General features: G+C 54.9%; 27 protein-coding genes. 9 read left to right on the top strand and 18 right to left on the bottom strand.

Annotated elements, in window-relative coordinates; translation table 11 throughout:
- Window positions 1–16 precede the first annotated feature (16 nt).
- Together AB9F29_RS02320 and AB9F29_RS02315 are read right to left on the bottom strand one after the other, a co-directional pair.
- Window positions 17–1,411 carry a PLP-dependent aminotransferase family protein gene (locus AB9F29_RS02320; protein ID WP_335584492.1) on the bottom strand — a complete coding sequence of 465 codons (1,395 nt, stop codon included), beginning with the start codon at window positions 1,409–1,411 and terminating at the stop codon, window positions 17–19.
- A 346-nt stretch (window positions 1,412–1,757) separates the two neighbouring features.
- Window positions 1,758–2,510 (bottom strand): hypothetical protein, encoded by a 753-nt coding sequence (locus AB9F29_RS02315; protein ID WP_369754451.1) that lies wholly within the window; start codon window positions 2,508–2,510, stop codon window positions 1,758–1,760.
- A gap of 207 nt (window positions 2,511–2,717) precedes the next feature.
- Here AB9F29_RS02315 and AB9F29_RS02310 point away from each other — a divergent pair, with 207 nt between their 5' ends.
- Window positions 2,718–2,894, top strand: coding sequence for a hypothetical protein (locus AB9F29_RS02310; RefSeq protein WP_039000781.1), 177 nt, complete (start codon window positions 2,718–2,720; stop codon window positions 2,892–2,894).
- Window positions 2,895–2,937: 43 nt separating this feature from the next.
- Window positions 2,938–3,261 carry an arsenate reductase family protein gene (locus tag AB9F29_RS02305; protein WP_039000779.1) on the top strand — a complete coding sequence of 108 codons (324 nt, stop codon included), beginning with the start codon at window positions 2,938–2,940 and terminating at the stop codon, window positions 3,259–3,261.
- Window positions 3,262–3,278: 17 nt separating this feature from the next.
- Here the strand turns inward: AB9F29_RS02305 and AB9F29_RS02300 are convergent, their stop codons facing one another.
- The 8 genes from AB9F29_RS02300 to AB9F29_RS02265 form a co-directional block, all read right to left on the bottom strand.
- Complete coding sequence (locus AB9F29_RS02300; protein WP_369754450.1) at window positions 3,279–3,614, bottom strand: hypothetical protein; 336 nt, start codon at window positions 3,612–3,614, stop codon at window positions 3,279–3,281.
- Window positions 3,611–4,546 carry a DnaJ C-terminal domain-containing protein gene (locus AB9F29_RS02295; RefSeq protein ID WP_369754449.1) on the bottom strand — a complete coding sequence of 312 codons (936 nt, stop codon included), beginning with the start codon at window positions 4,544–4,546 and terminating at the stop codon, window positions 3,611–3,613. Before AB9F29_RS02295 ends, AB9F29_RS02300 begins: the two co-directional genes overlap by 4 nt.
- A gap of 182 nt (window positions 4,547–4,728) precedes the next feature.
- Entirely contained in the window at window positions 4,729–5,127 is a 399-nt protein-coding gene (locus AB9F29_RS02290; protein ID WP_335584498.1) for a DUF2177 family protein, read from the bottom strand.
- On the bottom strand, window positions 5,124–5,852 hold the full coding sequence (locus AB9F29_RS02285; RefSeq protein WP_369754448.1) for a TspO/MBR family protein: 729 nt from the start codon (window positions 5,850–5,852) through the stop codon (window positions 5,124–5,126). The genes AB9F29_RS02290 and AB9F29_RS02285 overlap by 4 nt, the downstream gene beginning before the upstream one ends.
- Window positions 5,849–6,586, bottom strand: a complete 738-nt coding sequence (locus AB9F29_RS02280; RefSeq protein ID WP_369754447.1) for an SDR family NAD(P)-dependent oxidoreductase — start codon at window positions 6,584–6,586, stop codon at window positions 5,849–5,851. The genes AB9F29_RS02285 and AB9F29_RS02280 overlap by 4 nt, the downstream gene beginning before the upstream one ends.
- Entirely contained in the window at window positions 6,579–7,736 is a 1,158-nt protein-coding gene (locus AB9F29_RS02275) for a class I SAM-dependent methyltransferase (RefSeq protein ID WP_369754446.1), read from the bottom strand. Before AB9F29_RS02275 ends, AB9F29_RS02280 begins: the two co-directional genes overlap by 8 nt.
- Complete coding sequence (locus AB9F29_RS02270) at window positions 7,736–8,491, bottom strand: DUF1365 domain-containing protein (RefSeq protein ID WP_369754445.1); 756 nt, start codon at window positions 8,489–8,491, stop codon at window positions 7,736–7,738. Before AB9F29_RS02270 ends, AB9F29_RS02275 begins: the two co-directional genes overlap by 1 nt.
- Window positions 8,488–9,768, bottom strand: coding sequence for an NAD(P)/FAD-dependent oxidoreductase (locus tag AB9F29_RS02265; RefSeq protein WP_369754444.1), 1,281 nt, complete (start codon window positions 9,766–9,768; stop codon window positions 8,488–8,490). The genes AB9F29_RS02270 and AB9F29_RS02265 overlap by 4 nt, the downstream gene beginning before the upstream one ends.
- A gap of 158 nt (window positions 9,769–9,926) precedes the next feature.
- Here AB9F29_RS02265 and AB9F29_RS02260 point away from each other — a divergent pair, with 158 nt between their 5' ends.
- From AB9F29_RS02260 to AB9F29_RS02235, 6 genes are all read left to right on the top strand, one after another.
- On the top strand, window positions 9,927–10,505 hold the full coding sequence (locus AB9F29_RS02260) for a sigma-70 family RNA polymerase sigma factor (protein WP_052274650.1): 579 nt from the start codon (window positions 9,927–9,929) through the stop codon (window positions 10,503–10,505).
- 1 nt (window position 10,506) lies between these two features.
- Window positions 10,507–11,142, top strand: a complete 636-nt coding sequence (locus AB9F29_RS02255) for a ChrR family anti-sigma-E factor (RefSeq protein WP_335584504.1) — start codon at window positions 10,507–10,509, stop codon at window positions 11,140–11,142.
- Window positions 11,143–11,332: 190 nt separating this feature from the next.
- The gene (locus AB9F29_RS02250) at window positions 11,333–11,848 is read left to right on the top strand and encodes a fasciclin domain-containing protein (protein WP_039000770.1); all 516 of its coding nucleotides are present in this window, start codon (window positions 11,333–11,335) and stop codon (window positions 11,846–11,848) included.
- A 67-nt stretch (window positions 11,849–11,915) separates the two neighbouring features.
- Window positions 11,916–12,422: a hypothetical protein gene (locus AB9F29_RS02245; protein WP_335584506.1), complete on the top strand. Its 507-nt coding sequence runs from the start codon at window positions 11,916–11,918 to the stop codon at window positions 12,420–12,422.
- 236 nt (window positions 12,423–12,658) lie between these two features.
- A complete protein-coding gene (locus tag AB9F29_RS02240; RefSeq protein ID WP_369754443.1) occupies window positions 12,659–14,095 on the top strand; it encodes an FAD-binding oxidoreductase in 1,437 nt (478 codons plus the stop codon).
- A gap of 43 nt (window positions 14,096–14,138) precedes the next feature.
- Window positions 14,139–15,599 carry an aspartate aminotransferase family protein gene (locus AB9F29_RS02235; protein ID WP_369754442.1) on the top strand — a complete coding sequence of 487 codons (1,461 nt, stop codon included), beginning with the start codon at window positions 14,139–14,141 and terminating at the stop codon, window positions 15,597–15,599.
- Here AB9F29_RS02235 and AB9F29_RS02230 read toward each other — a convergent pair.
- The 8 genes from AB9F29_RS02230 to AB9F29_RS02195 are packed head-to-tail and all read right to left on the bottom strand — an operon-like array spanning window position 15,596 to window position 23,484.
- Window positions 15,596–16,633 carry a proline racemase family protein gene (locus tag AB9F29_RS02230; protein WP_369754441.1) on the bottom strand — a complete coding sequence of 346 codons (1,038 nt, stop codon included), beginning with the start codon at window positions 16,631–16,633 and terminating at the stop codon, window positions 15,596–15,598. The genes AB9F29_RS02235 and AB9F29_RS02230 overlap by 4 nt on opposite strands.
- Before the next feature lie 10 nt (window positions 16,634–16,643).
- On the bottom strand, window positions 16,644–18,326 hold the full coding sequence (locus AB9F29_RS02225) for an aconitase X (RefSeq protein WP_369754440.1): 1,683 nt from the start codon (window positions 18,324–18,326) through the stop codon (window positions 16,644–16,646).
- A 9-nt stretch (window positions 18,327–18,335) separates the two neighbouring features.
- Window positions 18,336–19,340: a 4-hydroxyproline epimerase gene (locus AB9F29_RS02220; protein WP_369754439.1), complete on the bottom strand. Its 1,005-nt coding sequence runs from the start codon at window positions 19,338–19,340 to the stop codon at window positions 18,336–18,338.
- 9 nt (window positions 19,341–19,349) lie between these two features.
- A complete protein-coding gene (locus tag AB9F29_RS02215; RefSeq protein ID WP_369754438.1) occupies window positions 19,350–20,573 on the bottom strand; it encodes an NAD(P)/FAD-dependent oxidoreductase in 1,224 nt (407 codons plus the stop codon).
- Window positions 20,573–21,295 carry an amino acid ABC transporter ATP-binding protein gene (locus AB9F29_RS02210; protein ID WP_369754437.1) on the bottom strand — a complete coding sequence of 241 codons (723 nt, stop codon included), beginning with the start codon at window positions 21,293–21,295 and terminating at the stop codon, window positions 20,573–20,575. The genes AB9F29_RS02215 and AB9F29_RS02210 overlap by 1 nt, the downstream gene beginning before the upstream one ends.
- Window positions 21,288–21,941, bottom strand: a complete 654-nt coding sequence (locus AB9F29_RS02205; RefSeq protein ID WP_039000904.1) for an amino acid ABC transporter permease — start codon at window positions 21,939–21,941, stop codon at window positions 21,288–21,290. Before AB9F29_RS02205 ends, AB9F29_RS02210 begins: the two co-directional genes overlap by 8 nt.
- Window positions 21,942–21,951: 10 nt before the next feature.
- The gene (locus AB9F29_RS02200) at window positions 21,952–22,617 is read right to left on the bottom strand and encodes an amino acid ABC transporter permease (protein WP_039000903.1); all 666 of its coding nucleotides are present in this window, start codon (window positions 22,615–22,617) and stop codon (window positions 21,952–21,954) included.
- A gap of 60 nt (window positions 22,618–22,677) precedes the next feature.
- On the bottom strand, window positions 22,678–23,484 hold the full coding sequence (locus AB9F29_RS02195; protein ID WP_335584514.1) for a transporter substrate-binding domain-containing protein: 807 nt from the start codon (window positions 23,482–23,484) through the stop codon (window positions 22,678–22,680).
- A gap of 334 nt (window positions 23,485–23,818) precedes the next feature.
- On the opposite strand from AB9F29_RS02195, the gene AB9F29_RS02190 reads away from it, so the two are divergent.
- The gene (locus tag AB9F29_RS02190) at window positions 23,819–24,853 is read left to right on the top strand and encodes an Ldh family oxidoreductase (protein WP_369754436.1); all 1,035 of its coding nucleotides are present in this window, start codon (window positions 23,819–23,821) and stop codon (window positions 24,851–24,853) included.
- Window positions 24,854–24,872: the final 19 nt, after the last annotated feature.

Below are 24,872 nucleotides of genomic sequence, written 5' to 3'. Positions count from 1 at the left end.
TTGTTGCAGGACAATTCTAGTAGGTTAGGGGCGGCAGGGCTGCATGGGGGCGGGCAAGCATTCCGGCTAAAAGATTTAACGCCTGTTTGAAGCGCTCATGGTCCTGTATACTGCCCAAGGACACCCGCACAGCATTTTGCGACGCGGTCTTTGGGGTCAGGAAAGGCGTATCTGGGGCGACAGAAATACTTAGTTCCCGCGCATAGGCGACGAAGCTATCGGTCGTCCATCCTTCGGGAAGTTTCAGCCAAATATGAAGTCCAGAAGCGTGTCCGCTCCATTGCATCCCGTGCAGCGCTTGCTTTGCAATCTCATAGCGTTTGCAAAGTTCGGCACGCTGCCACATCGCCAATTCCAGAGCCGTTCCATCAAGCACCCAGCGGCTTGCCAACTCACACATCAAGGGCGTGGCCATCCAGCCAAACACAACAATACGGCTCGTTAGGGCCGGAAGCAGATGATCCGGCGCAACAAGATAGCCCGCGCGCAGGCCGGAAATGGTGCATTTTGTAAAGGACGTCAGATAGATGGAACGCTCTGGTGCGAGGGCCGTCACAGGAGTTGGGCGGTCTTTTACAAGGGGGCCAAAGGTATCGTTTTCGATGATGTACAGGCCAAATTTTCGCGCCACCTCCACAAGCGCGCGGCGCCGCTCTTCTGGTACCATCACGGCTGTTGGATTTGCCAGTGAAGGAAACAAAAACAGTATCTTAGCTTCTTTTTCCCGACAATATTCTTCAAGCGCATCAGGGCGAATTCCGAATTCATCGGTCTGAATGCCGACCAAATTTAGACCAAGATAAGAGCATCCTGAAACTAGCATGTGATGGGTAATATCGTCCGCCAGCACCGTGTCCCCGGGGCGAGTTAAGGCAGACAACGCAGCAGACATGCCATGACTGACGCCGTTGGTCATAATGATTCTATCGGGCGATGTGTCTACGCCACAAATTGACAACCATTTCACGCCGGTTTCCCGATGGGCATCGTGCCCGACGTTTGGGCGGCAGGATAAAAATATCGAGGGATCCAACTCGTCTGGGAGTCGGATCAAGGCTTTTTGGAAGCGATCAACATGCAGCTTGCTGAACATTGGGCGCGATATTGAAAGGTCAAATCCATTGCGCCCTTCGGACTTAAGTTTGAAGGGTTGGTCTTGGGTCACATTGGGATCAAGAACATAACTGCCACGTCCCACATGCCCGTCAATCAGGTTTTGCCGCCGCAAAGTTTCATACGCCTTGCTAACCGTGTGAACACTAAGACCAAGCCGTTCTGCCATCTTGCGATGGGTCGGCAACTGCTGGCCTTTTTGCAATTTACCGTCAGAGATCGCATGTGCTATTGCCGAGGCAAGGCCAGTATGCAGCGGATGTTGGAGAGTCGCGGGGTTGGGATACCATATTGTCATGCGACAATCCTAAGGTGATTTCATTGACGATACAATCCCCCGTAATTCTGCTCAAACTTCGTGATATTTGATACCAGCCTCGTAAAGTGCAGGACCGCCATTCACCATGCCATTACCTCAACAATCTTGTCGGTTGCGATGGGCCCTATGCGCCGCAAGGATTGGATCAAGTGACTGTGGGCCGCCTAAGTACTTCAATAAAATGGCGAACAATGATTGCGGGGTGACCAAAGGCCTTAACCATAACATCGCTTCCTGACCATTTTTATGTTTTTTGAACAATAAAATGAGGTGTTGTTAGGTTCCTGTCGCTGAAATGGCTAAAAATTTCGACGCACGCAGCCTCTTAACTTGGAAAGATTTTTGCCATTTCCCGATCAAAATGTGCCCAAGTCATCGTTGCTTTGTTGCCCGCGTAGCCATTATAGAACGATTTTCCCGTTGATGTTGGGAGCCCTGCCCAGATTTTAGCCATATTATGCATAAAATCATGGCGCTCTATTTCGCCCTCGCTAAAGGCGTTGAGGCCTGCTTCTACGAGGAGTACATCCGCCAGTTGATCTTGGACCTCAGCCGAAAATACTGCACGCTCATTCACTCCCAAAAAATCGACCAGACGTTGGAGAGTTGCTGGAATAAACTGATACCGGCCAATCGCGTGATTTTGGTTTGGTGTTTGTTCGATCCAGTCGAAAATTTCCGCAAGCGTCATGTCTGTCGGCTTTTTTGCAGGCCGAAGCCGAGCGCCGTGTTGAATGGCATCGTAACCTTTTTTGCCAGCTTCCGCTTGGCCGATGACATGGCGTATTCCTGTGGCTTGAAGGGCGTATTTGCTGAGTTGAACCTCTCGCTCGATCTTGTTTTCTTTGACAGAGTAGGGGGCAAATAAACTGGTGGCCCGACGTCCGGCGAAAAGGCTGGCCGTACTGAGCGGTTCATCGAGGCCGGAAGTTAAGCTACTTAGTTCAAAAAGAGAACCACTGCTTTGGGGCAGGGTGGAAACCCGAAATAGGGAGGCCCTTTCGGCAAAAACAGAGGAGGCGAAGGCCGTTATAAACAACAGCAAGGCGCCAATGGCTAGGGATCGTTTCACGAACATTAAAACCTCAATTTAGAAGCTGGTATCTGGCTAACCCTAGAGCCAATGTGTTGATATTTTGTTGCCGAGATTTTCAATGCGGGGTTTTGGCGCGGCCCATGCGAGAAGTTTGTCTCACGCACGTTTTCTTTTCTGCCAGTACTCGCTATGGTTCCTTAAATTCCTTTCTTCGTTAAAAACGAGGAGCAAAACTGGAAGACCATAGCGATGAAACAAGTCCGCAAGGCCACGACCGATGAAGCCCTTATTAAGCAGTTTTTGGAAAATGGAGGAAATGTCAGTGTGGGGAAAACAAAGCCCTTGCCCAGTGAGCTTGGGATCAGCAACAACAGTTGGAACGTCAAGCTGACCAAAGAACAAAAGGCTGCGAAGCGCGGAAAATAAGCTAGTTTCTCGCCGCGTTGTTTGGCGTTCAAGGAAAAGTCACATGATAGTCTATGGAATTAACACCTGCACAGATAGCCAGAAGGCCATCAAAGCCTTGGAAGCTGCGGGCAAAGAGGTAAGTTTTCGCGATATCCGCGCGACTCCCTTGAGCGAAGCAGAATGGGCCGAATTAGTCGGCGAGTTCGGTGATCGTTTGTTGGATAAAAAGTCAACGGAATGGCGCGGCCTGAGTGATTGGTTGAAACATTCCGAAGCGGAAGATCAATTGGCTGCCAAACCCAAATTGATGATCAGCCCCGTTATCCGCGATGGCGAAACCTATTATCTGGGCTGGGATCAGGCCGTGCAAGACGCGTTACTTTGACGGGGCCGCCCATCAAGTTACGTTTTTTGCCCTGCCGCATCCACAATAAACGCGACGATGTTCTCTTGAATGTCGACCTCTTGCGCGTTGATTGCCTGATCTAATGCCTGAAAAAGGCGCCGGTTTGCGTTCAATTGGTCGATCAGCGACAGAATAATCGGCAGGGCTTCGTCATTGACCTCCATATCATCGTTGAGGTCGGCAATGAGTTGCAGACGCGCGAGATCAAGGTCGTCAAAGAGGGGGCCGCTTTGCCCCGTGGCGGGGGCCACCCACGCTTCTTGAACGCAAATCCGGAGTCGCGTGACACTCAATCCTTGGACTTTTGCCAGAACTTCCGCTTCGGTCATCATTTCGTTTCTCCCTTCCAGCCGTCCCGCGCGCCATATCCCCCTGATGTTCGCAGGTCCTCCATGGCACTCACGAGGCTTTCGCTGATCTCGTCTGGCAGGACAATCTTGAGCGTCACCAATTGATCGCCGATTTTACCTTTGCCAGACGGGGCCCCGCGCTCCTTGATGCGCATAACGCGCCCGCTGCTTGAACCAGCAGGAATGCGCAATTTTACGCGGCCCTTTACCGTCGGAACTTCCACTGATGCGCCCAAAACCGCCTCGTCAATCGAGATGGGAAGGTCGAGAAGAATATCATCTCCGTCGCGGGTGAAAATGACGTCGGGTGCTACAGATATTTCAATCAGAGCGTCCCCTGCAGGGCCGCCGTTGATCCCGGGTTGACCGCGCCCCGCAAGGCGCAGGGTTTGCCCTTCTTTGATGCCAGCGGGGATCGAAACTTCAAGTTTACTACCGTTAGGTGGCGTCAATTGTTGTTTGGCACCCGTGATTGCATCGCGAAAACTAATGGTCAGGTGAAAGCGCAAATCGCCCCCGCGCATCGGCATATTTGCCCCTTGTCTGGCGCCGTATCTTGGGTCGCCCCCAAAGGCACGCGAGAAAATATCGCCAAAACCGTCGAAGTTCCCCTCGGGTTCATAGCGGTGCCGCGGGCCTTTTGACGAGAAATCCTTATAGAAGCTTCTGTCCGGTTTTTCGGCACCAGAGGCGTCGATTTCCCCCGCATCAAACCGGCGCTTTTTTTCCTTGTCCGTGAGGAAGGTATAGGCGGCGGAAATCGCTTTGAACCTGTCCTGACTGGCGGCATCTCCCACGTTGATATCGGGGTGCAGCTTTTTGGCTAGGGCGCGAAAGGCCTTCTTGATTTCCGCATCGGTTGCCGTGGCTTTGACGCCAAGCTCTGCATAGGGGTCTTGAATTGTTTTTGACACGTTGTGAGCCTTATTCGTAATTTTGCGCAATGAGATCAGGCAAATAAGCCGCCTCAAGCCGCTTTCACGTTGCCGCCTAGAGATAGGACGCGGCAACTTTCATATACAAAAAAGCTTATACACAAATTTATCAAGGGTCTATGCGCTTTTTGGAACCCAAACCCCGAACAAAAGCGGCAAACTTACGCCAATGCGCGCGTAATCATTACCCCACTCCACGCCGAAAACCCCGTCAGAACGCCGCCCCATATCATATCGACAGCCACCTGTTGCAGCGACCAATCCCGTAAGGTCGCGTAATTGGTGAATTCATAGGTGCCATAGGCCAAAAGCCCCAAGGCAACCCCACCAATCAGCGCCGCCGTCGGGTCTCCTGCTCGCAGGGCAGGGACTGAAACAAACCACAGCAACCCAACGATATACCCCATATAAAACACAAGGGCGGGACCCACCCGAAATGGGTCGGCGAAGAGATGGGCAATGTGGCGCTCAAAAACCGGTTTTATCAGTAGGCGCAGACCAATGGCGTCGAGCGCGAAAAATATTACCGCTGTTGAGAGGTAAAGGATAGTGATTTTCATGCGTTTGCATCCTTTAAAAAGGGGCGCACCATCCGCAAGCCTAGACCTGCGATACCGACGGAGGCGAGGGAGATGACGACCCAGTTTGGGCCAGACAGGTTTGCGACAACGACCCCGATCAGGGCCCAAATAACGGCGACGGGATAGCCCCATTCGCGCGGACGGGCCGCCTGCACGGAGGCAGCAACGGCCAACACGCCAGCGAGGCACAGGATTGCGGCGGTTTGTGCGGAAAGGAGGCCATATCCACCAAGCAAGACGCCAATCGCCACGCCCGTCGCCGCCGTGAGCCAGCCCGCATAAAGCGCAACGGGTCGTCCTTTTAGCCAAGGATCATTTGGGCCCGCGCGTAGCATGGCAAGGATCGCAGTTACGGCCATTGCAATGATCATCACCGTGGCCCAAAGGGGCGAAACATTGGCGACAGCAATCCAAAACGTCCCAATAACGAGGCTTACAGCCAGCCACGGCCGCATCGGGTGCCAGTCTTGCGAGTCCGGCGCGCGCCAGACACCGTAAGCTGCGCCAGCAATCAGCCAGAGGTAAATCACCCCCCAAATCGAAAACGCATAGCCCGAAGGCTGAACAGGTGGGTCGATTTGCGGGATCGGAAATTGTGCGGGGGTGAAGCCGTTGAACCCGATTGTCGCCAAGGGGGACAGGGCAAAGGTCAGCGTGGCACCTAAGACCAAAGCGGCAAGGGTTTTGGACTGTTTCAGGGTCATTGGGTCAACCGTCGGGTCAGGGGCAAAGCGGCCCAATAGGGCAGGGCGCTCAGCAGTTTCAGGACATAGGTAAAACGGCCCGGAAAGTGGATTTCAAAGCGGCCTGTGTTGAGCCCGTCAATGATCGCACAGGCCGCGACTTCCGGTGTTACGATGGCGGGCATGGTGAACGTGTTGCGCTGGGTGAGGCGCGTTTCGACAAAACCGGGACTGATGAGGCGCACGTCAAAACTTCCCGCAAGTTCCGCCCGCAAGGATTCCGCCAGATTGATCACGGCCGCCTTTGTTGCAGAATAAATCTGACCCTGTGGCAAACCGATATAGCCCGCGACAGATCCGCAAAGCGCCAGTTGCCCCCCTGCGCGCAACAGTCTTGGCGCGATTTGGGCAATATGAAAACTCCCCGTCAGATTGACGGTAACGATTTGCGCCGCGCGCTCAGGCGAGAGGTCAGAAATCTTCCCCGGATCATAAAGAGCAGCCAAATGGATCACACGGTCCAAGGGCGTAAACGTGGCGATCTCCCTGGCCGCTTTCTCCAAGCTCGCCCGATCCCCAACGTCCAGCGGCACGATCACGTGGTCTGTTCCAAGGCTTGCCGCCAACTCCTGCAACTTGTCCTCTGATCGCGCTGAAAGGATCAACCTTGCGCCGCGCCGCGCCCATTCACGGGCCAAGGCCGCGCCAATACCGTCGCTCGCTCCAATAATCCAAATCGTTTCGGGCTTAGGCATGCGCTAACTCCACTTGAACGACATCGGTTTGCCCGACGGCAAAGGACGCCGCGCAAATGCCGAGGTAGAATTGCCAATTGCGCAGGAACCCGTCATCAAAGCCCAGCTTGCGAATGCGCTCCGATTTCTGGTTCAAACGGTCATTCCATACGGCGCAGGTCCGCGCGTAATCGGCCCCAAAGTTATAAACGTCCTTTACGACCAACCCCGCCTGCCGCGCCTGTTGCGCGATGTTGGCGTTAGACAACAACATCCCTCCCGGAAACGTATAGTGCCGGATATAGTCAGAGCCACGTTGGTAGGTGTCGAAATAGCTGTCATCCACGGTTATAGCTTGAACCATGGCACTACCGTTCTCGGCCAATCGGGCCTTGAGGGTCGCGAAATAGGTTGGCCAATATTTTTGCCCCACCGCTTCAATCATCTCAATCGACACGATGCTGTCAAACGTCCCTTGACTGGCGCGATAGTCTTGCAAGAGGATGTCCGCCCGCCCGTCAAGGCGCGCATCCGCGTAGCCTTTTTGGCTCGGAGAGATCGTCAGCCCCGTGACATGGCGTCCGCTTTCGGCCGCCCGTTCGGCAAATCCACCCCAGCCACAGCCGATTTCCAGCACGCGCTCGCCTTGCCCCAGACGTTCAAGAATACGGTCATATTTGCGGTTTTGCCCACGGGTTAAATCCGTGTCGCCCTCCGAAAAAAGTGCGGAGGAATAGGTCATGCTTTCATCCAGCCAAAGCTGGTAAAATTCATTGCCAACATCATAATGGGCGCGGATATTGCGTGCCGCCCCTCCACGCGTATTGGCCCGCATCAAACGATCCACCACGCGAAACTTCAGGCTGTTCCAAAAGCCCGCATAGGCGTAACCGCTGAACTGTTCCATATTGAGCAGGGCGATACGGGTTAGGTTTTCGACAGAAGGCGTATCCCACAGACCTGCCACATAGGTCTCGCCCAGTCCAATATCGCCGCGCCACGCAAGGGCGGGCACCACTGACCAGTCGTGGATTTGCATCTCGGCTGCAGGGGTGCCCGCGCCAAAATCGTAAACTTCGCCCTCTGGTGTACGCAGGCGCAAACTGCCCGTGGTGATGCGGGCGCAGGTGTCCAAAAAATCGTGTTTCACACGCTTACTAAGAAAAAGCATCAGGTTACCTCGGTAGTGGGGGGAGCGGGACGGGTGCGATATTTTGCGCCTTTAAGTTTTAAACGCAGGGCTTGCCAGTGGATCAAGATCATTGTGCGCAGGGCGCCAAGCGGGCGGCGCAGACTGGCGTTGATGAGGCGTGCATTAGTCATCGGCACGCGTGGCCCCGCCAGACAGGCGACGACACCCTCATCTCCGTTACGATGCAAAATGCGTATTGAAATTTTCTCTGCGCGGATATCAAAACTGAATTCATAGGTGCCCGCGACCTCTTGAAAGGGGGACACATGTAGGGCTTTCGGCGTGGTAACCCGTGTGTCAGCGGTGATGGGGGATAGGTCGGATTGGTGGCACAAATAGGAGTGACGGTCGCCAAACGGCGTCGAGACTTCGGCAATCGCGGCGATCATATCCTTGCCCTCCAGAGCTAACCAAAAGCTGACAGGGTTGAAAATATAGCCCAAGACTCGTGGCTGTGTTAACAAGAGAATTCGCAAATGCGGGCGGGTCAATCCATGTGTCGCCAAGATCTCGCGCACCCATTTCGCGCCGGTCCCTGCCTTAAGTGGGCCGCCGTGATCCTGATCGTACACCGACATGAGGTTGAACCGATTGCGCGAGAACAATGCCGGCTTTTCCTGCGCGCCCTCCGCATCAATGAGCACATAATCGACGGTATACTTGAAACGATGCGAGATAGCTCCGCGACGGGTATGGGTGGTGACCCCTTTGATATACTCGGTACCTGTGGTCATGCGTATTGCCCAACCATTTTGCGCGCAATACGGGCGGCACTGGCGAAACCATCCTCGTGGAACCCGTGGCGCGTGTAGGCGCCCGCGAACCACGTGTTATTGTCGCCCTGAATTGCGTTGAGTTGGCGTTGCGCCACCAAGGCGGGACCGTCAAACACTGGATGACGAAAGGTTTTTTGATCATAGATCAAATGGTCGGGCACGGGATCAATCGGGTTTAGCGAGACAAACAGCGGGTCACTTTCGGGGATGTTCTGAAGGCGGTTCATCCAATAGGTGACGCCAATGCGGGGCTCGGGTTGTGTTGTGTCAGCCTTGTAAACCCAACTCGACCATGCGGCTTTGCGGGTGGGCATTTGCGCGGTGTCGCGGTGCAGGATCATTTCATTATCCTGAAACTGGATCGCAGAAAGCGCTGCGCGTTCTTGGGGTGTTGGCTGTTCAAGCAGGCGCAGGGTTTGGTCGGAATGACAGGCAAAGATGACCTGATCAAACGGCGCATGTGGTCCTGCGGCGCTGTTGATAATAACCTGTCCCCCTTCTCGGCGCACGCTTTGCACAGGGGTTTTGGTACGTATGGCAACCCCGCGACCACGCAAATAGTGTTCAAGACGACGGACGTATTCGATACTTCCTCCGTCCACTGTCCACCATTGGTGTTGGCCAGAGGTACTCAAAAGCGCGTGGTTGCGAAAAAACTGTACCAAAGTGCGCGCGGGAAAACCGCGAATATCGGAGGGCGAGGTCGACCAGATCGCACCACAGAGCGGCATCAGATAGAAGTTTTGAAACCATGGCCCAAGGTTAAGCCCATCCATCAAATCGCCAATTGTGGTGCTGTCGTCCTTTGCCAGCGCCTCGGCCTTGGCGTTAAATCGCAAAATATCGCGCACCATGCGAGCAAATCCAGGACGCAGCAGGTTTTGCTTCTGGGCTACGAGCGCGCGCAGATCGCGCAGCCCGTATTCGATGTTTCCGCCATTGATCGACGCGCCAAAACTCATGTCGCTTTTGATAACGGGCACGTCCAAGTCCTGAAACATCCGCGTCAGATGGGGGTAGTTGGCGTAGTTGAACACAATGAACCCCGTGTCCACGGGCTGATCGCCATTTTTTCCCGCCATTACTGTACGCGCGTGGCCGCCCAACTTAGGGGCAGCCTCAAACAGGGTGACCGCATGATGCGGCGACGATAGATAAGCGGCCGCGAGTCCCGATATGCCACCGCCAATAATGGCAATGCGCAGGGGACGGATTTTTGGGGCATCAAATGACATGTTCTCTCCGAGCAACTTATTGAACTGTATACGTGTGAGAATTTTTTTGGATCAAAAATGATCTAATTTTCATTTTGCTTCGTAATGTGGTTATGTTGATAGAAACGATTCATAAAAAACCCGCAACGCGGAGTGAAAATGCCGCGCAGCGAAAGGTCATGAAACTGGTGACACAAACGCCTGTCGACGTCTCTGAGCCAGTCTCTGAGCAAACCGTGTGGATGATCGCGATCCGCGATACACGCGATCGCGACGCGTTTGCGCGGTTGTTTGACCATTTTGCGCCGCGTCTTAAAGGGTTCATCGTCCGGTCGGGAACCTCGTCGAGTATGGCGGAAGAGATCGTGCAGGACGTGATGTTGACGGTTTGGCGCAAGGCCGACATGTTCGACCCGCATCGCGCACAGGTGTCTGCGTGGATTTATCAGATTGCCCGCAATCGACAAATTGACGTGATCCGCAAAGAGCGGCGTCCGTTGCCCGAAGAACTCGGCGAAGATCCCGGGTCAGAGCCAGACGCGAGCCAGATTTTGGCCGTCGATCAAGAAACCCAGCGTATCCGGCAAGCCCTTACGAAGCTCAAGCCCGATCAACGTGACATCATCCAAAAAGCCTATATGGGCGAGCTGACCCATCAGGAGATCAGCGCTCAAACCGGCCTGCCGCTTGGCACCATTAAATCGCGTATCCGACTTGGTCTGGAACGCCTACGGCACGAATTGAAGGAACTACGTTAAGATGACCTCAATCCACCATCATACCCCCGACGCCATGCTGAACGCTTACGCGTCCGGCAACTTACCACATCCGTTTGCAATGGTCGTAGCGGCGCATGTGTCGATATGCCTCGAGTGTCGCGCGGCGCTTGAGGCGCATCAGACTGTTGGCGGAGCGCTTCTCGAAACCACCGACGTTGCCGATGTGTCGAGCAGCCTAAAAGCGGATATCATGGCGCAGCTTGACGCGCCCGCTCCCGTGGAACCTACCTACACGCGTAGTGGCGTTTATCCGGGGCCTGTGATGGCCGCGCTCAAAGGCAAACCACCACGCTGGAAATCCTTGGGGCTTGGGGTGCGGCAATGCATCTTGTCTGCGGATAAAGAAGGCTCAACGCGGCTCCTTTATATCCCTTCAGGGCGGGCCGTTCCCGATCACAGCCATAGCGGCATGGAGCTGACTTTGGTTTTGCAGGGGAGCTTTAGCGACGAGACGGGGCAGTTTGGCGTGGGCGATCTTGAAATTGCTGACAGCGATCTTGAACACACGCCCATCGCGGGGGCTGGTGCGCCCTGTATCTGTCTTGCAGCCACGGACGCACCCTTACGGTTCACGTCGTTTGTGCCACGCTTGCTCCAGCCGCTTTTCCGCATTTAGCGCGAAAACTATATTGCTGTTAGGGAAAAATCCATCAGGCAATCTGGTGGATTTTTTTATTAAAACAATAGCTTGCGGCGTTAATTTCATGTGAAGTTTAAAAGTGATCCAGTTCCGACTTCCCTCCGTATCCATAATACTAATGCAAATTAACACAGGACGATTTAAGTCCAGTATATGGAGAGACAGAATGAAAACGACATTGAAAGCCACAGTCACCGCCCTTGCTCTTAGCCTTGCAGCAGGCACTGCGAATGCCGCTAATATTGTTGAGATTGCCGCTGGAGATGAGCGTTTCACGACCCTTGTGGCCGCCGTTCAAGCGGCTGGACTTGCGGAAACGCTCTCGGGTCCTGGCCCCTTCACAGTTTACGCGCCGGTGAATGATGCTTTTGCCGCCTTGCCCGAAGGCACAGTTGAAACATTGTTGATGCCCGAGAACAAAGGCCAGCTCACAAACGTGCTGCTTTACCACGTGGATGACCGCAAATTGACCGCCAATATGATTCCCATGGGTTCGACTTATTTCGCACCAATTTTGGACAGTGAGCGCCTGTGTATCACTGCGGGAAGTGACGGCGTTATGATCGCGGATGGAACTGGCGAAATGGCTAATGTTATCATCGCGGATATCATGGCCGACAATGGTGTGATCCATGTGGTTGACAAAGTGTTGCTGCCCGGCACGCGTCCAGCCTGCAACTAAAACAAACCCCGTGGTGCGCGTCTTAAAAAGAACGCGCGCCACGTATCTTTTTGCGGTAGGTAAACCTATGAGACTCGGCGATGAAATCACAGTGAACGATCGTTTTCAGACAGGGTATACCTATGCCCTGTCAGCGCCAGTTGGGGCGGAATTTGCCGATGATTTCAACCCTGTCTATACCCCGCAGAAAATGCTTGAAATGGGGGTTTTTGAGGGGCGCTACCTGAATGATTGCACCCAAGAGTTTCCCGCGGCGTGGTTTGAAAACGCCAAGATCAGCTCAAAACCGGACCCCGCTTTGAATTATTTTGGGATCAAAAGCCGACAACCGCTTTCTGTTTGGCAGGAAAAGGGTTGGATTTATGGCCCTGATCCTCGCGGTTGGTTTCAATGGTATTGTCGGTATTTCCTTGGCCGACGTGTTGAGGACATTGATCGCATTCAAATCAAACGATGGCGTGGATTTGCACGCCATGCAGGCCAAATTCGCGCCAACTGTTACCCCGGAGATATTTTTTGTCGCCCTCGGCAACGGCAAGCATTATTGCAGTGGTCCTATGATCCGCTACTCTGATCGCTCTGGGATCGTAATTGTTTGATATCGCGTATTTTCAGGGTTTATACCCAACGTAATCCTCTCAATATGATCCTTAGCTAGAGTCATCTAGGTTCCGGGCCGTGAATCAAATGCTCGCGAGACTTTCAAAATTAGTGTAAGAGATAGCACATGAATATGTGAAACGGGCATACCCGTCTGTGAGGTAAATTCACGGCAAGCGACCTCTAATTCAATTTGGAGGGATTTTAAAAATGACCAATATTATTAAATTAGACGGCACAGAAAAGATTTTTGCATCAGACGTGATCGAAGCCCTTGCTGGGTCCTTGCGCGGCAGCGTCTTTTCCCAAGGTGCCGTAGAGTTCGACGAGAGCCGCACGTTATGGAATGCGATGGTCGACCGCCAACCCGGTCTTGTTATTCGGGCGATGGGGGCGAGCGACGTGCGCGCTGCCGTCAATTTTGCGCGTGAAAACAACCTGTTGCTCGCCATTCGTTCCGGTGGGCATCAGATTGCCGGACATGCCGTAGCCGAGGGCGCGTTGCTTTTGGATCTGTCGCATATGCAAAGTGTCCACGTGGATCCGTTCGCAAAAACGGCCCGTGTGGAACCGGGGGCTTTGTTGTCTGACGTCGATAAGGAAACCCAATCACATGCCTTGGCCCTGCCTACGGGTATCAACTCCACGACAGGGATTGCGGGGCTTACTCTTGGTGGTGGATTTGGCTGGATCACGCGCAAATTCGGGATGACCATCGACAGTCTTCTGTCCGTTGATATCGTCACCGCGGATGGCAGTTTTTTGACGGCGAGCGCGGATCAAAACGCTGATTTGTTTTGGGCGGTCCGTGGGGGTGGCGGTAACTTTGGCGTTGTTACTTCCTTTGAATTCCGCCTGCATGAAGTGGGGCCTTCCGTACTGGCAGGTCTGATCGTGCATCCACTTGAAGATGCGCCGTCCTTGCTGCGCGCCTATAACGCAATCGCGGGTTCCGCGCCTGACGAGTTGACAGTCTGGGTTGTTATGCGCAAAGCGCCCCCTCTGCCGTTTCTCCCTGAAGACTGGCACGGCAAACCGGTGCTTGTCTTTGCAGCCTGTTATATTGGGGATGAAGCCGATGGTGGCGAGTCCCTCAAGCAATTGCGTGGGTTGGGAAATCCGATTGCGGATGTGATCGGCGAGGCACCCTTCGTGGGGTGGCAAACCGCGTTTGATCCTTTGCTCGCACCCGGCATGAGAAACTACTGGAAGAGCCATGATTTCAATGAGCTTTCTAGCGACGCCGTGTCGGTGCTTCTAAAGGCCATCGAAACATTGCCCGATCCAAACAGCGAAGTTTTCATTGCGCATGTCGGCGGTGCCATGGCGCGGGTTGCCGAAGACGCCACGGCCTATCCTCAACGATCCGCGCATTTTATCATGAACGTTCATACCCGATGGGGGGATGAGTCTGGTGATGCCACCTGTATCGGATGGGCGCGGAAATTATTCGACGACACGGCGCAATACTCGACCGGAAGTGTCTATGTGAACTTCATGCCCGATGATGAGGTGGGGCGAGTAACGGGGGCTTACGGGAGCAACATGGAGCGATTGGGCCATGTGAAGGCCAAGTATGACCCAAAAAACCTGTTCCGCCTCAATCACAACATCAAACCCACTTCCGCATCCCGCGCGGCTGAATGAGGGTAAAATTCCATAAAATACGCACCAGCATAAAGGATTGATGATGACGGATACTCCAGAAGAAAGCCTCGATCCTGCGAATTGGGCGGATATGCATAAAACGGCGTCGCGGATGATTGACGACGCCGTTGCCCATGTTGAGGGGGTGCGGGAGCGTCCGGTTTGGCAGCAAATGCCGCAATCGGTGCGCGATGGTTTCCTCACGCCTGTGCCCATGGAACCCACGCCATTGGACGCGGTTTATGACGAGGTTCTGTCAACGGTTTTCCCCTATGCGATGGGGAATATTCACCCACGGTTTTGGGGCTGGTACATGGGATCGAGCAATTTTACAGGCGCGCTGGCTGATTTTCTGGCGGCCATTGAGGGGTCCAACCTTGGCGGAGGGGATACAGCGGCAGCCCAAGTTGACCGGCAAGTCGTGAACTGGCTCAAGGAATTGATGGATTTTCCAGCGTCGGCGAGTGGGACATTGACCAGTGGCGGGTCGATGGCAAACATGGTGTGCCTGACGGTTGCGCGCAACAAAATGGCGGGCGTCGATGTGCGCGAGGAAGGGATCACGGCCCTGCCCAAACCGCTGCGATTTTACACCTCAGATCAGGTCCATAGCGCTAGCCAGAAGGCGTTGGAAGCCCTCGGCCTTGGTCGACGCGCCCTGCGGGTGATCCCTTCGGACGCCAACTTTCGGATGAGCATACCCGCGTTGGAACAGGCCATCCAAGAGGATCGTGCTGCGGGGTGCGTACCCGCCTGTGTGATTGCCACGGCGGGCACCACAAACACCGGTGCCATCGACGATATGCAGGCCATCGCAGCGCTGTGTAAGCGGGAAGGGATATGGTTCCACGTGGATGGTTGCATTGGCGCTTTGATCAAAATCGCCCCCGTTAATCGCACGATGGTGGACGGGATTGAAGACGCGGATTCCTTGGCCCTTGATCCGCACAAATGGCTACATACGCCGTTTGAAGCGGGGTGTGCTTTGGTCAAAGACGCGCAGTTGCATTTCGATACGTTTGAGTTGCACGGCGAGTATCTAGAGGAAAAACCGCGCGGTATCGCGTCGGGCGGATTCCTCGCGGATTATTGTTTCGAGTTGTCGCGCGGCTTTAAGGCGTTGAAAATATGGATGTCGCTAAAAGAACATGGGGTGGAGAAATTTGGCCGTCTAATTGATCAGAATATTGCGCAAGCCGCCTATTTGACGGACCTCATCCACACGGACTCGCATTTGGAACTCATGGCACCGACGTCGATCAATATCGTCTGTTTTCGATATCGTAATGCGGCGGGCTCGGATGAGGACCTCAAGGCGCTGAACACCGAAATCATGCTCCGCCTGCAAGAAAGCGGGCTGGCGGTGCCGTCCGACACCACGGTGGGCGGACGGCATTGTTTGCGTGTGGCGATCAACAATCATCGCACCAAACGACAGGACCTTGATTTGTTGGTGCGAGAGGTCGTTAAGTTAGGACAGGAGCTTGAGTTGCCTGCGCCTTAGTCGCTTCCGCGCGCGCCCCATGTGTCCGAAAGGCGATAGCCTTCGGGCCAAGGATCAGTGGGGTCGAGCATATGTTGGTGGATGCCCGTAATCCATGCTTGGCCCGAAATTTCGGGCACAACGGCAGGGCGGGAACCGACCGTGGTTTCGCTGACGATGCGGCCCGAAAAAGTTGAGCCAATGACCGACACCGCCGTTAATGTGTCGTCCAATCCCATCTCGCCACGGGCGTGCAAAACTGCCATCCGCGCCGAAAGGGCTGTGCCCGTTGGCGAACGATCGACCTTGCCCGGTTGAATGGCAACGGCGGCACCTGCGCGTAATTCGTTTCCGTCGCGTGTCACGGGACCCGCAAAAAGGCAGAATGAAAAATGCGTCCAGTCGGGATTGTCGGGATGGTGAAACGCCAGCTTTTCATTGGCCGCATTGGTGATGCGCACGCCAAGGCGGGCGATCTCATGCGCTTCTTCGGCAACCAGTGACAGGCCCATCGCTTCAGCGTCGACAATCACAAAACTATCGCCGCCATAGGCCGTATCGACCCGCAATGTACCAAGGCCATCGACCTCCAGTTCAACGTCCAGATCGGCCGCAAAGCTGGGCAGGTTTTGCACGGAAATCTTCTCAGCCTTGCCGTTTTTACATGTCGCGCGCACTTTCACCAACCCACCGGGCGCTTCAAGCACTAGTTCTGTCACGGGTTCAATCATCGGGATAATGCCGCTTTCCAAAAGCACGGTCGAAACGCAGATCGAATTCGATCCTGACATCGGGGGCGTGTCTTCGGGCTCCATGATGATAAAGGCCGCATCGGCGAGCGGGTTCTTCGGCGGTACCAATAGATTTACATGGCGAAATACGCCGCCGCGTGGTTCGTTCAGCACAAAATTGCGTAGGGTTTGGTCCTTGGCGATCCAACGGCTTTGCTCCCAGAGCGTCTCACCGCGGGGCGGGGTCACGCCGCCCACAATCACGTCGCCAACTTCGCCTTCGGCATGGGCCGAAATCACATGGATGGTTTTTGAACTGCGCATTTTAGGGACCTTAAGGTTGAGGCGTGAGCCAGTCAGGGAGGGTGTTGGGCGCTTGGCCCGTGCAGGCGGCGCGGGCGCAATCGGCGAGCGAGCCAAACCGCACTTCGCGCCCACAAAGCCCCGGCGCGTAATGCGCGTATTTACCAGAATTGGTCATCAAGGTTTTGGCGCTTGGGGGGAATACGGGTTCGGAAATCGAACACCAGCAAATATCCGGCACGACTTGCACGCCTGCGGCCTCAAGGATGGCCAATGTGCCGTCCGCGCGGGCTTGGGTGAGGGTGTCGCGGCCCAAAGTGACAATAACATCGGTTTCGTTGTGACGATGTTTCCCCTCAAGAAGTTTCGCCAAAGCGTGGCATTCAGATAGCGAGAAATGGGGGCTGCCAAAGGCCACGAGATCGATTTGGGCGGGGCCGGGATTGAACTGTTGCCAAATCCGCGCAAGGTCAGGGAGGCCCGCGTACACGGTTTCGGCGTTAGGGGAGATCATCGTGGCCTCTGGCGTTATGCCCGCCACATGCATCATCGGCGCGGCGGAGGTGGTGCCAAACGCAGCGCACATTGCTTTGAGATCATCCTCATTCGGGGTCAGGTTTTTCAACCCTGTCAAAACGGGGATACATTCAGGGGCCAAATGTCCCGCAAGATATCCCAGCATCGGCCAAAGAGAGTCATCGTGCTGCTCGGGGAGGGTTATTTCGATGATCCGAAGGGCTGCGCGGTGTTCATCAAGGTAGGCACCGGACAAGGGGGCGCGACCCGTAAGGGCGATGCAAAGATCAAAGAAATCGGGGTGTTTCACTGTGCGCGCGGCCAAAACTGTATTGGCATAGACCACGGCGTTAGATTCCGCCCATGCGATCATTTCCCCAGCTTTGGGGGTGGTGTCGAGCAAGTAGGGTGCGCAAGTGAAACTGGGGCGTGCGCCCATTTTCACATAGGCATCGGCAAGGCGGCTTGCGGGCAGGCCAAAGTCGGGAGGGGTGCCCTGCGTACGCCAATTGGCATGATCCACAGAGATGGCATTCATCGTGGTTGGCACCCGTACTTGTGCGCCCATATTGGCCACTTTTTCCGCGAACACCAGATTGGCGGGGCTGGCGTAAATACAGCCGTCGATGTGCACTTGGGTCACGTCGATCAAACTTGTGGCCCCTTGCAGGGCTGCCATGGTGACGATGGTTTGCATGGCCATTTTGGGCGCTTCGCCGTCGGCACCTGCAAGCATGGCGCGGTCGCCGTCTGAGAGGTCAAGCGCGACGTCGGCCAAGGGGGACAGCGGGATTGTCAGGTTTGGCGCGGTGATTTCGGTTGGCGAGATTTGCGCGGTGGCGGCTTGGGACAGGGCTGCGAAATCTGCCGCGTCCAATTGTGCGACGGGGACGTTCATGTCAAATAGCTGCTGTGCGATCAACGCGCCGAGGGTCAAAACATCCTCATGGTCGCGGAAAATAAACGCGGCAGGGGCGTGGCCGTTTTGGATCAATTCAAGCACCACGCCAGAGCCTGTGCAAGATCCGCGACTGGTGGGCATCAGCACGATTTTCCCCGCGAGGGATTGGCGGTGCCATGGATGATGTGCGTCGATGACGACGCCTGTGGAAGCATCAACGCCGCCCCAAAAACTAAGGCCTTCTTCGGACGCCAAAACGGGTCCGTTTGCTTGTCCGACAAGGATGCTGCGTGTCATAAGTGCTTTCTATTTAACCACAAAACCATGCGCGAAGGGGTCGCGTTCATCGTCTATGAATATTGTATTAATGCCCGTTACGCGGGCCCATCCGGCAATCGAAGGGATGATCGCAGGCTTATCCGCAACCGTTGCCGCCGCCTCGACGCGCCCCTTAAAGAGCGAGCCGATGATGCTCTCGTGGATGAAATCATCGCCGACAGAGAGTTTGCCTTTTGCCGCTAGTTGCGCCATCCGCGCGGAGGTACCTGTGCCGCAGGGCGAACGGTCGATCGCTTTGTCGCCATAGAAAACCGCGTTGCGTGCGCTGGCCTCTGGATGCTGTGCCGTGCCCGTCCAAAGGATATGCGATAGGCCGCAAATCGAGGGTTTTTCTGGATGGGTGAAGTCGTATTTTTCATTCAATGCGGCGCGAAGTTTTTGGCTAAAGCCCACCAACTCACCTGCGGAAAAATCAGCCATATCGCCGAAGTTTTTCTGCGGATCGACGATGGCGTAAAAATTACCACCATAGGAAACGTCAACAACCACTTCGCCTAAGCCTGCGACGTTGGCCGTAAGCCCTTCGGAATGCAGGAAACTCGCGACATTGGTGAGGCGCACTTCCTCGATAAAACGCCCGTCCTGAACATAGGTCACATCGACCCGACCGGCAGGGGTATCCAGCCGCAAAACGCCCGCCGTTTCGGGGCGGATCAAACCGTTTTCCAGCGCGATTGTGACGGTGCCGATGGTGCCGTGGCCGCACATTGGCAAACAGCCAGAGGTCTCGATAAACAACACCCCGACGTCACAATCCTCGCGTGTGGGCGGATAGAGGATCGCGCCCGACATTTGGTCGTGGCCGCGTGGCTCAAACATCAAACCCGTGCGGATCCAGTCGTATTCAGCCAAGAAATGCGCGCGTTTTTCCAGCATCGTGTCGCCGCGCAATTGCGGCGCGCCACCGGTTACAAGGCGCACGGGGTTGCCACAGGTGTGGCCGTCAATGCAGGGGAAGGTAAATTGGGTCATGCGATGCCTCTAAAAACGCGCAGGAGAGAACGGGGATAGGTCCATCGCGGGGGCTTTGCCAACCAACAAATCCGCGATGATTTCAGCAGTGCCCGCCGATTGGGTCAATCCAAGATGCCCGTGGCCAAAAGCACAAATCACATCAGGGCGTCCAGGCAGGGGGCCGAGAGCCGGAAGAGTGTCGGGGAGCGATGGACGGAAGCCCATCCACTGTGTGCCACCCGTGGTTTTTAACGCAGGCATGAATTGTTTGGCTTTGGTCAGGAGCGCTTCTGCCCGCTTATAATTTGGTGGAAGTTTCAATCCGCCCAGCTCAACCGCTCCGCCAACACGGATGCCGGTTGTCAGCTTGGAAATTACAAAACCATGGCCGCCGAACGTCACGTGGCACCGCAGATCGACCGCGTCTGGGGGCAGCGTGGTGTTATAGCCGCGCTCGGTTTCAAGCGGGATTTTGACACCAGCCGTCCGCGCAAGGTGGTGCGAGAACGCGCCCGCCGCAAGGACGATTTTGCCGGTCATTTTTCCGACACTGGTCTGCACACCGCCGTCAACCAAACTCGTGGCTTCGGCGATTACAATTTCGCCGCCCTTGGCACGGAACTGCTCGGCAAGCGCGAGGGTGTATAGCTTGGGGTCGGAAATCGAGTACCATTCCGGCGTGAATGTTGCATGGGTGAACCGCGCATGAAGACCCGGTTGGACCTCAGCGATTTCGTCGCCTATGAGGTGACGGAAGGGGATGTCGGCGTCTTCACGGACCTTCCAGCCCGGCAGGCTGGCTTCAAACTCGGACCGCCCCTCATAAACCAGCAATTGCCCGTCGTGGTGCAGCATATCCATCAAACCGTTGTCGCGCAAAAATGGTTTGAGCGCGCGTTTTGAAATCGCGTTCAATTCCGTCAAAGCAACCGTTGATGCGCGCACTTCTGCGGGCCAACTCGCGCGCCAAAATCTGTACATCCATGGTGCGATTTTCAACGCGTATTGAGGCGGGATCGACAGGGGGCCTAACGGATCGAGTAGCCATTTCGGAGCTTTGCGCATAACTTTTGGTGAAGCCAGCGGCAGGATTTCGGGAAAGGCAAACGCGCCAGCATTGCCCGCAGAGGCCCCCGCAGAGGGGCCTTCACGATCAATCACACGGACAGTAAGACCCCGCGCTTGAGCTGCCAAAGCAATCGAGAGTCCGACGACTCCGGCGCCAACCACCACGACATCTTGGGTGCTCATTAGCGTACGCTCGAAAGAAACTTTTGCGTTTCCGCATGCTGTGGCGCGTCGAAGAACTGTTTGGAAGGCGCGATCTCGGCCATAACTCCTTGATGAAAAAAGGCGACCCGATCCGAAACATCGCGGGCAAAACCCATTTCATGCGTCACGCAAATCATCGTCATACCCTCGTCTGCAAGCAGTTTCAGCGTGTCCAACACCTCTCCCACCAATTGCGGATCAAGCGCGGATGTCACCTCATCAAATAACATATATGCAGGCGACATAGCTAGAGCGCGCGCAATCGCCATACGTTGCTGTTGGCCACCGGAAAGCCGTCCGGGATAGACCAACAATTTCTCGGCCAAGCCAACATGCGTGAGGTGTTTGACGGCGATTTCTTCGGCTTGTTCGCGCGACATTCCCAACACTTTGCGCGGGGCCAAAGTTACGTTTTCCAACACGGTGAGGTGGGGGAAAGAGTTGAACTGCTGGAACACAATGCCGATTTTGCGGCGCAGTTTGTTAAGGTCAGTGGACTTTGCATGCACCTCAATCCCATCCACAAGGATGCTGCCGTGGCTGATCTGTTCCAAACCGTTGATACAGGTCAGGAGCGTCGATTTTCCCGAACCAGAGCCGCCGATAACCGACACAACTTCTCCTTTTTGAACCGTCAGGTCGATGCCCTTGAGCACTTCCAATGGACCAAAGGATTTACGAACGTCTTTAATCTCAATCATTCTCACGCCACCTTTTTTCGAGTTGGCTTCCAAGCCGAGCGATGGGGAAGCTTAGGGCAAAGTATATAACTCCTGTGACCATCAGGATGAACATAGGTTCTTGGAGGCGGGTCACAAGGATCTGGCTGGCGCGCAGCAGTTCGATGATGCCCAGCCAGAGGACCAATGAGCTGTCTTTCAACACGCCAAGTGTAAGGCCGATCCAACTTGGAAGGGCCACCCTAAGCGCCATTGGGAACACGATTTGCGTCATGTCTTGGCCCCACGACAGGCCCAACGAGCGCGCCGCGCGACGTGTGACCATCGGAACCGCATCAATCGCGCCGCGCACAATCTCGGTGCAATAGGCCGATGTATAGAGCGCCAAAACGACACAAGACGTTGCGAAGGGCGGCATATTTAGGCCCGCGATCGCTTGGAACGCATTCGCCAAAACCAACTGGATCAGCAACGGTACAGAGCGAAATATATCCAGCACAAAGATGATCGGCAGGGCGGCCCACGTACTTATATGGGCGCGAAGGACGCCAAAGAACAGCCCCATAAGTGTGCCGCCCGTTACAGCAAAGGCCGTGACCGCCAGTGTCATTCCCGCGCCTTTAGCGAGGAACATCAGGTCGTTAAGGTTTAAACCGGTATCAAACATGGTACTCTCCTTAATACCGGAACATGCGCCATGCGATCAGCCGTGCGCCAATCGTCACCGCTTTTGCAATGAAGTAGTAGAACACCGCCGCAAGGGTAAAAATCTCAAACGTGCGAAAGCTTCTCACGTTGATATCTTGGGTTACGCCAGCAAGGTCGGTGTTCATTCCTACGGTCACGCCCAATGAGGTCATCAGGATCGCCCAAACCATTTGGTTGGTGGTGGGCAAGAAAGCGATGCGGAACATTTGCGGCATCACAATCAGGCGGAAGGCCTGAAGGGGGCGCATCCCGAGGGAACGTGCCGACCGCGTTTGGGTGTCTGGAATGGCGCGTAGGGCACCGCGAAATGTTTCGGCCAAATAACCCGCATTATTGAAGGTAATCCCAGCCAAAAGCGCCACGAAGGGGCTGAGGTGGATGCCAAAACTTCCCAATCCGAAATGCGCCATGTAAATCTGGAAAAGGGCAGGCGTGTTGCGTGCCACCTCGACCCAAACTGTTGCAGGCGCATAGATCAGTTTGGATTTTGAATTGCGCGCAACGGCGAGGATGACGGCCAAAAGGATACCCATGACCATCGACAAAAGGGCGATCTGAAGTGTGACTAAAGCCCCGTCAAATAATTGCGGAAGCTTTTGCAGCGCCTGACGCCATTGGAATGTATAGTTAAACATCGCGACCCTTTGTGTGGGAGCTTGCGGGAAAGCAAGGGGGCCCGAAGGCCCCCCGCCGATTTAACGGTAAACGTTAGGAACAGTTAGTTCAGGTGCGTCGCCGCCAACCCATTTGCCATACAGCTCTTGATACCGTCCTGTGCGGACTTGTTGGTTAATAAAGAGATCAAGATAGTTTAGCAGGCCGTACTCGTTACGCAGTGCGATAAGACCAACGTAATCAATGGCATAAGGCGCGTCGCCTTTGATTGTTAGGCCTGGGTATTTGCCCGAAGCAACGATGGAACCAGCCACAGTTGAAGTCACAACAGTCGCGTCAATTTGACCTTGCGAAAGGGCAAGGAACACGTCTGCTTGGGATTGGTATGGACGGAAGCTACCTTCGCCCCATTCTTTGACGTTGTCCTCAAGCGCGATGCCTTCGAATGTGCCGCCAACGGAACCAACAGTTTTGCCTTTCAAGCCGTCAAAATCTTCAACACCAGCATCTTCGCGGGTCAAAACAACGTTTGTGAAGGCGAAATAGGGGATCGTGAAGCCAGCGGTTCTTGCGCGCTCAAGCGTGTCAGAAGTGGAGGCAACCCCAACATCAACACGGCCCGAAACCAAGGCTGGAATACGGTCAGGGAAGGGTGTTTCAACGATTTCAGCTTCTACGCCGAGTGCAGCTGCAAGGTCATTGCAATAGTCGACGTCAAAGCCGATTGGGTTGTTGTCCGCATCGCGTGAACCCATTGGTGGGAAATCCAACACCACGGCACAGCGCAGCGTGCCAGATGCCATGATATCGTCCAATTTGTCCGCGTTTGCCGGTGAAGTAAGTGCCGTTGCAGTCAGCAGGCTTCCAATAATCAACGAAGTTTTCATTTGTCGTTCTCCCGTGGTGGCATTGTTTTTTGATTCGTCTGTGAGGCGACTATGGTTGTGCATTTTACTTGAATCAACTAAAAATATTATTTGTATTTAATTAGTATACTTAACGGGCGCGACTTGTCGGTAAAGTCCGTAGAGCGCCCTGTTTAAGGGGCGAATCGACCTCGTTTGCGCAAATGAAATGCGAACTCTTCGACAGGAATGAGAAAGTGACGGGGGAGGTGACTTGCTATGATTATCCTCTATGTATACAAATTATATACAATTGGCGACCCGCCTTTGTCTGAAATATCCGCGACGCCATCTAATGAAAGTAAGGAATACCAAAATGACCGACGCAACGACCCTCACCGCCCAAGAGTTGAGCGGATTGATCGAAGAGATATTCCTCAACGTGGGGTTCTCGGTCACACAGGCGGGCCCCTTGGCGCGCGTGATTTTGGCGGGAGAACAGGATGCGTGTAAATCACATGGCATCTATCGGATTGAGGGCTGTTTGCGTACGTTAAAGCAAGGAAAAGTGGACCCCCAAGCGACGCCGAAATTGCAACAGGATGCCTCCGCAATTGTACGGGTCGACGCCAAGGGTGGCTTTGCCAATGCAGCGTTCGAGTTGGGCGCGCCCGTGCTGGCGGAACGCGCCCATAGTTTGGGGTTAGCGGCGCTTGTGATCAACGATTGCACCCATTTTTCCGCGCTTTGGCCAGAGGTTGAGGCGCTCACCGATCTTGGCCTTGCCGCGATTGCGATGTGCCCAAGTTACGCGACAGTTGCGCCAACGGGCGGCACAAAACCTTTGCTCGGCACCAATCCGCTGGGCTTTGGTTGGCCCCGCAAAGGCGCGCACCCCTATGTGTTTGATTTCGCCACCAGCGTCGCGGCGCGCGGCGAAGTTGAGTTGCACCGTATCGCGGGGAAACCGCTTCCCGAGGGCTGGGCGATGGATGAAAACGGCACGCCCACAACCGATGCCACTCTGGCTTTAGAAGGGGCGATGCTGCCCTTTGGCGGCCACAAAGGGTCGGCCATTTCCACCATGATCGAATTGCTCGCGGGGGTGATGATCGGCGATATGACCAGCCCCGAAGCCTTGGAGTTTCTGGGAGCCACCAATATCGCGCCGCGCCACGGCGAACTGATCATTGCCTTTAGCCCCGAAAAATTTGCCGCAGGCCGCGGGGGCGCGAGCTTGGATCGAGCGGAAACCCTGTTTGATGCGATCCTTGGTCAGGGGGCGCGCTTGCCGTCGCAACGCCGCTTTGCAGCGCGGTCCGAGTCTCAGGCTAATGGCATTCGCTTGACGGCCGAAGAGGTGGCTTTGTTGGAACGCCTGCGCAAAGATGGGTTGAAGGCCGTCTCTTAAATCCTTTTCCATAAACGAA

The sequence above is a fragment of the Falsihalocynthiibacter sp. S25ZX9 genome, assembly GCF_041205405.1.
Taxonomy (GTDB): domain Bacteria; phylum Pseudomonadota; class Alphaproteobacteria; order Rhodobacterales; family Rhodobacteraceae; genus Falsihalocynthiibacter; species Falsihalocynthiibacter arcticus.
The sequence above is the reverse complement of the archived record's forward strand: the minus strand, read 5'-3'. Positions and strand labels throughout refer to the sequence as shown.

Excerpts from the sequence above, each read along its gene's own strand:
- AB9F29_RS02315 (WP_369754451.1), bottom strand. The coding sequence starts at position 2,510 with ATGTTCGTGAAACGATCCCTAGCCATTGGCGCCTTGCTGTTGTTTATA.
- AB9F29_RS02255 (WP_335584504.1), top strand. The coding sequence starts at position 10,507 with ATGACCTCAATCCACCATCATACCCCCGACGCCATGCTGAACGCTTAC.
- AB9F29_RS02220 (WP_369754439.1), bottom strand. The coding sequence starts at position 19,340 with ATGACCCAATTTACCTTCCCCTGCATTGACGGCCACACCTGTGGCAAC.
- AB9F29_RS02240 (WP_369754443.1), top strand. The coding sequence starts at position 12,659 with ATGACCAATATTATTAAATTAGACGGCACAGAAAAGATTTTTGCATCA.
- AB9F29_RS02190 (WP_369754436.1), top strand. The coding sequence starts at position 23,819 with ATGACCGACGCAACGACCCTCACCGCCCAAGAGTTGAGCGGATTGATC.
- AB9F29_RS02230 (WP_369754441.1), bottom strand. The coding sequence starts at position 16,633 with ATGCGCAGTTCAAAAACCATCCATGTGATTTCGGCCCATGCCGAAGGC.
- AB9F29_RS02300 (WP_369754450.1), bottom strand. The coding sequence starts at position 3,614 with ATGATGACCGAAGCGGAAGTTCTGGCAAAAGTCCAAGGATTGAGTGTC.
- AB9F29_RS02245 (WP_335584506.1), top strand. The coding sequence starts at position 11,916 with ATGAGACTCGGCGATGAAATCACAGTGAACGATCGTTTTCAGACAGGG.
- AB9F29_RS02195 (WP_335584514.1), bottom strand. The coding sequence starts at position 23,484 with ATGAAAACTTCGTTGATTATTGGAAGCCTGCTGACTGCAACGGCACTT.
- AB9F29_RS02270 (WP_369754445.1), bottom strand. The coding sequence starts at position 8,491 with ATGACCACAGGTACCGAGTATATCAAAGGGGTCACCACCCATACCCGT.
- AB9F29_RS02275 (WP_369754446.1), bottom strand. The coding sequence starts at position 7,736 with ATGCTTTTTCTTAGTAAGCGTGTGAAACACGATTTTTTGGACACCTGC.
- AB9F29_RS02205 (WP_039000904.1), bottom strand. The coding sequence starts at position 21,941 with ATGTTTGATACCGGTTTAAACCTTAACGACCTGATGTTCCTCGCTAAA.
- AB9F29_RS02265 (WP_369754444.1), bottom strand. The coding sequence starts at position 9,768 with ATGTCATTTGATGCCCCAAAAATCCGTCCCCTGCGCATTGCCATTATT.
- AB9F29_RS02200 (WP_039000903.1), bottom strand. The coding sequence starts at position 22,617 with ATGTTTAACTATACATTCCAATGGCGTCAGGCGCTGCAAAAGCTTCCG.
- AB9F29_RS02310 (WP_039000781.1), top strand. The coding sequence starts at position 2,718 with ATGAAACAAGTCCGCAAGGCCACGACCGATGAAGCCCTTATTAAGCAG.
- AB9F29_RS02260 (WP_052274650.1), top strand. The coding sequence starts at position 9,927 with ATGAAACTGGTGACACAAACGCCTGTCGACGTCTCTGAGCCAGTCTCT.
- AB9F29_RS02305 (WP_039000779.1), top strand. The coding sequence starts at position 2,938 with ATGATAGTCTATGGAATTAACACCTGCACAGATAGCCAGAAGGCCATC.
- AB9F29_RS02210 (WP_369754437.1), bottom strand. The coding sequence starts at position 21,295 with ATGATTGAGATTAAAGACGTTCGTAAATCCTTTGGTCCATTGGAAGTG.
- AB9F29_RS02225 (WP_369754440.1), bottom strand. The coding sequence starts at position 18,326 with ATGACACGCAGCATCCTTGTCGGACAAGCAAACGGACCCGTTTTGGCG.
- AB9F29_RS02285 (WP_369754448.1), bottom strand. The coding sequence starts at position 5,852 with ATGACCCTGAAACAGTCCAAAACCCTTGCCGCTTTGGTCTTAGGTGCC.
- AB9F29_RS02250 (WP_039000770.1), top strand. The coding sequence starts at position 11,333 with ATGAAAACGACATTGAAAGCCACAGTCACCGCCCTTGCTCTTAGCCTT.
- AB9F29_RS02235 (WP_369754442.1), top strand. The coding sequence starts at position 14,139 with ATGACGGATACTCCAGAAGAAAGCCTCGATCCTGCGAATTGGGCGGAT.
- AB9F29_RS02320 (WP_335584492.1), bottom strand. The coding sequence starts at position 1,411 with ATGACAATATGGTATCCCAACCCCGCGACTCTCCAACATCCGCTGCAT.
- AB9F29_RS02280 (WP_369754447.1), bottom strand. The coding sequence starts at position 6,586 with ATGCCTAAGCCCGAAACGATTTGGATTATTGGAGCGAGCGACGGTATT.
- AB9F29_RS02290 (WP_335584498.1), bottom strand. The coding sequence starts at position 5,127 with ATGAAAATCACTATCCTTTACCTCTCAACAGCGGTAATATTTTTCGCG.
- AB9F29_RS02215 (WP_369754438.1), bottom strand. The coding sequence starts at position 20,573 with ATGAGCACCCAAGATGTCGTGGTGGTTGGCGCCGGAGTCGTCGGACTC.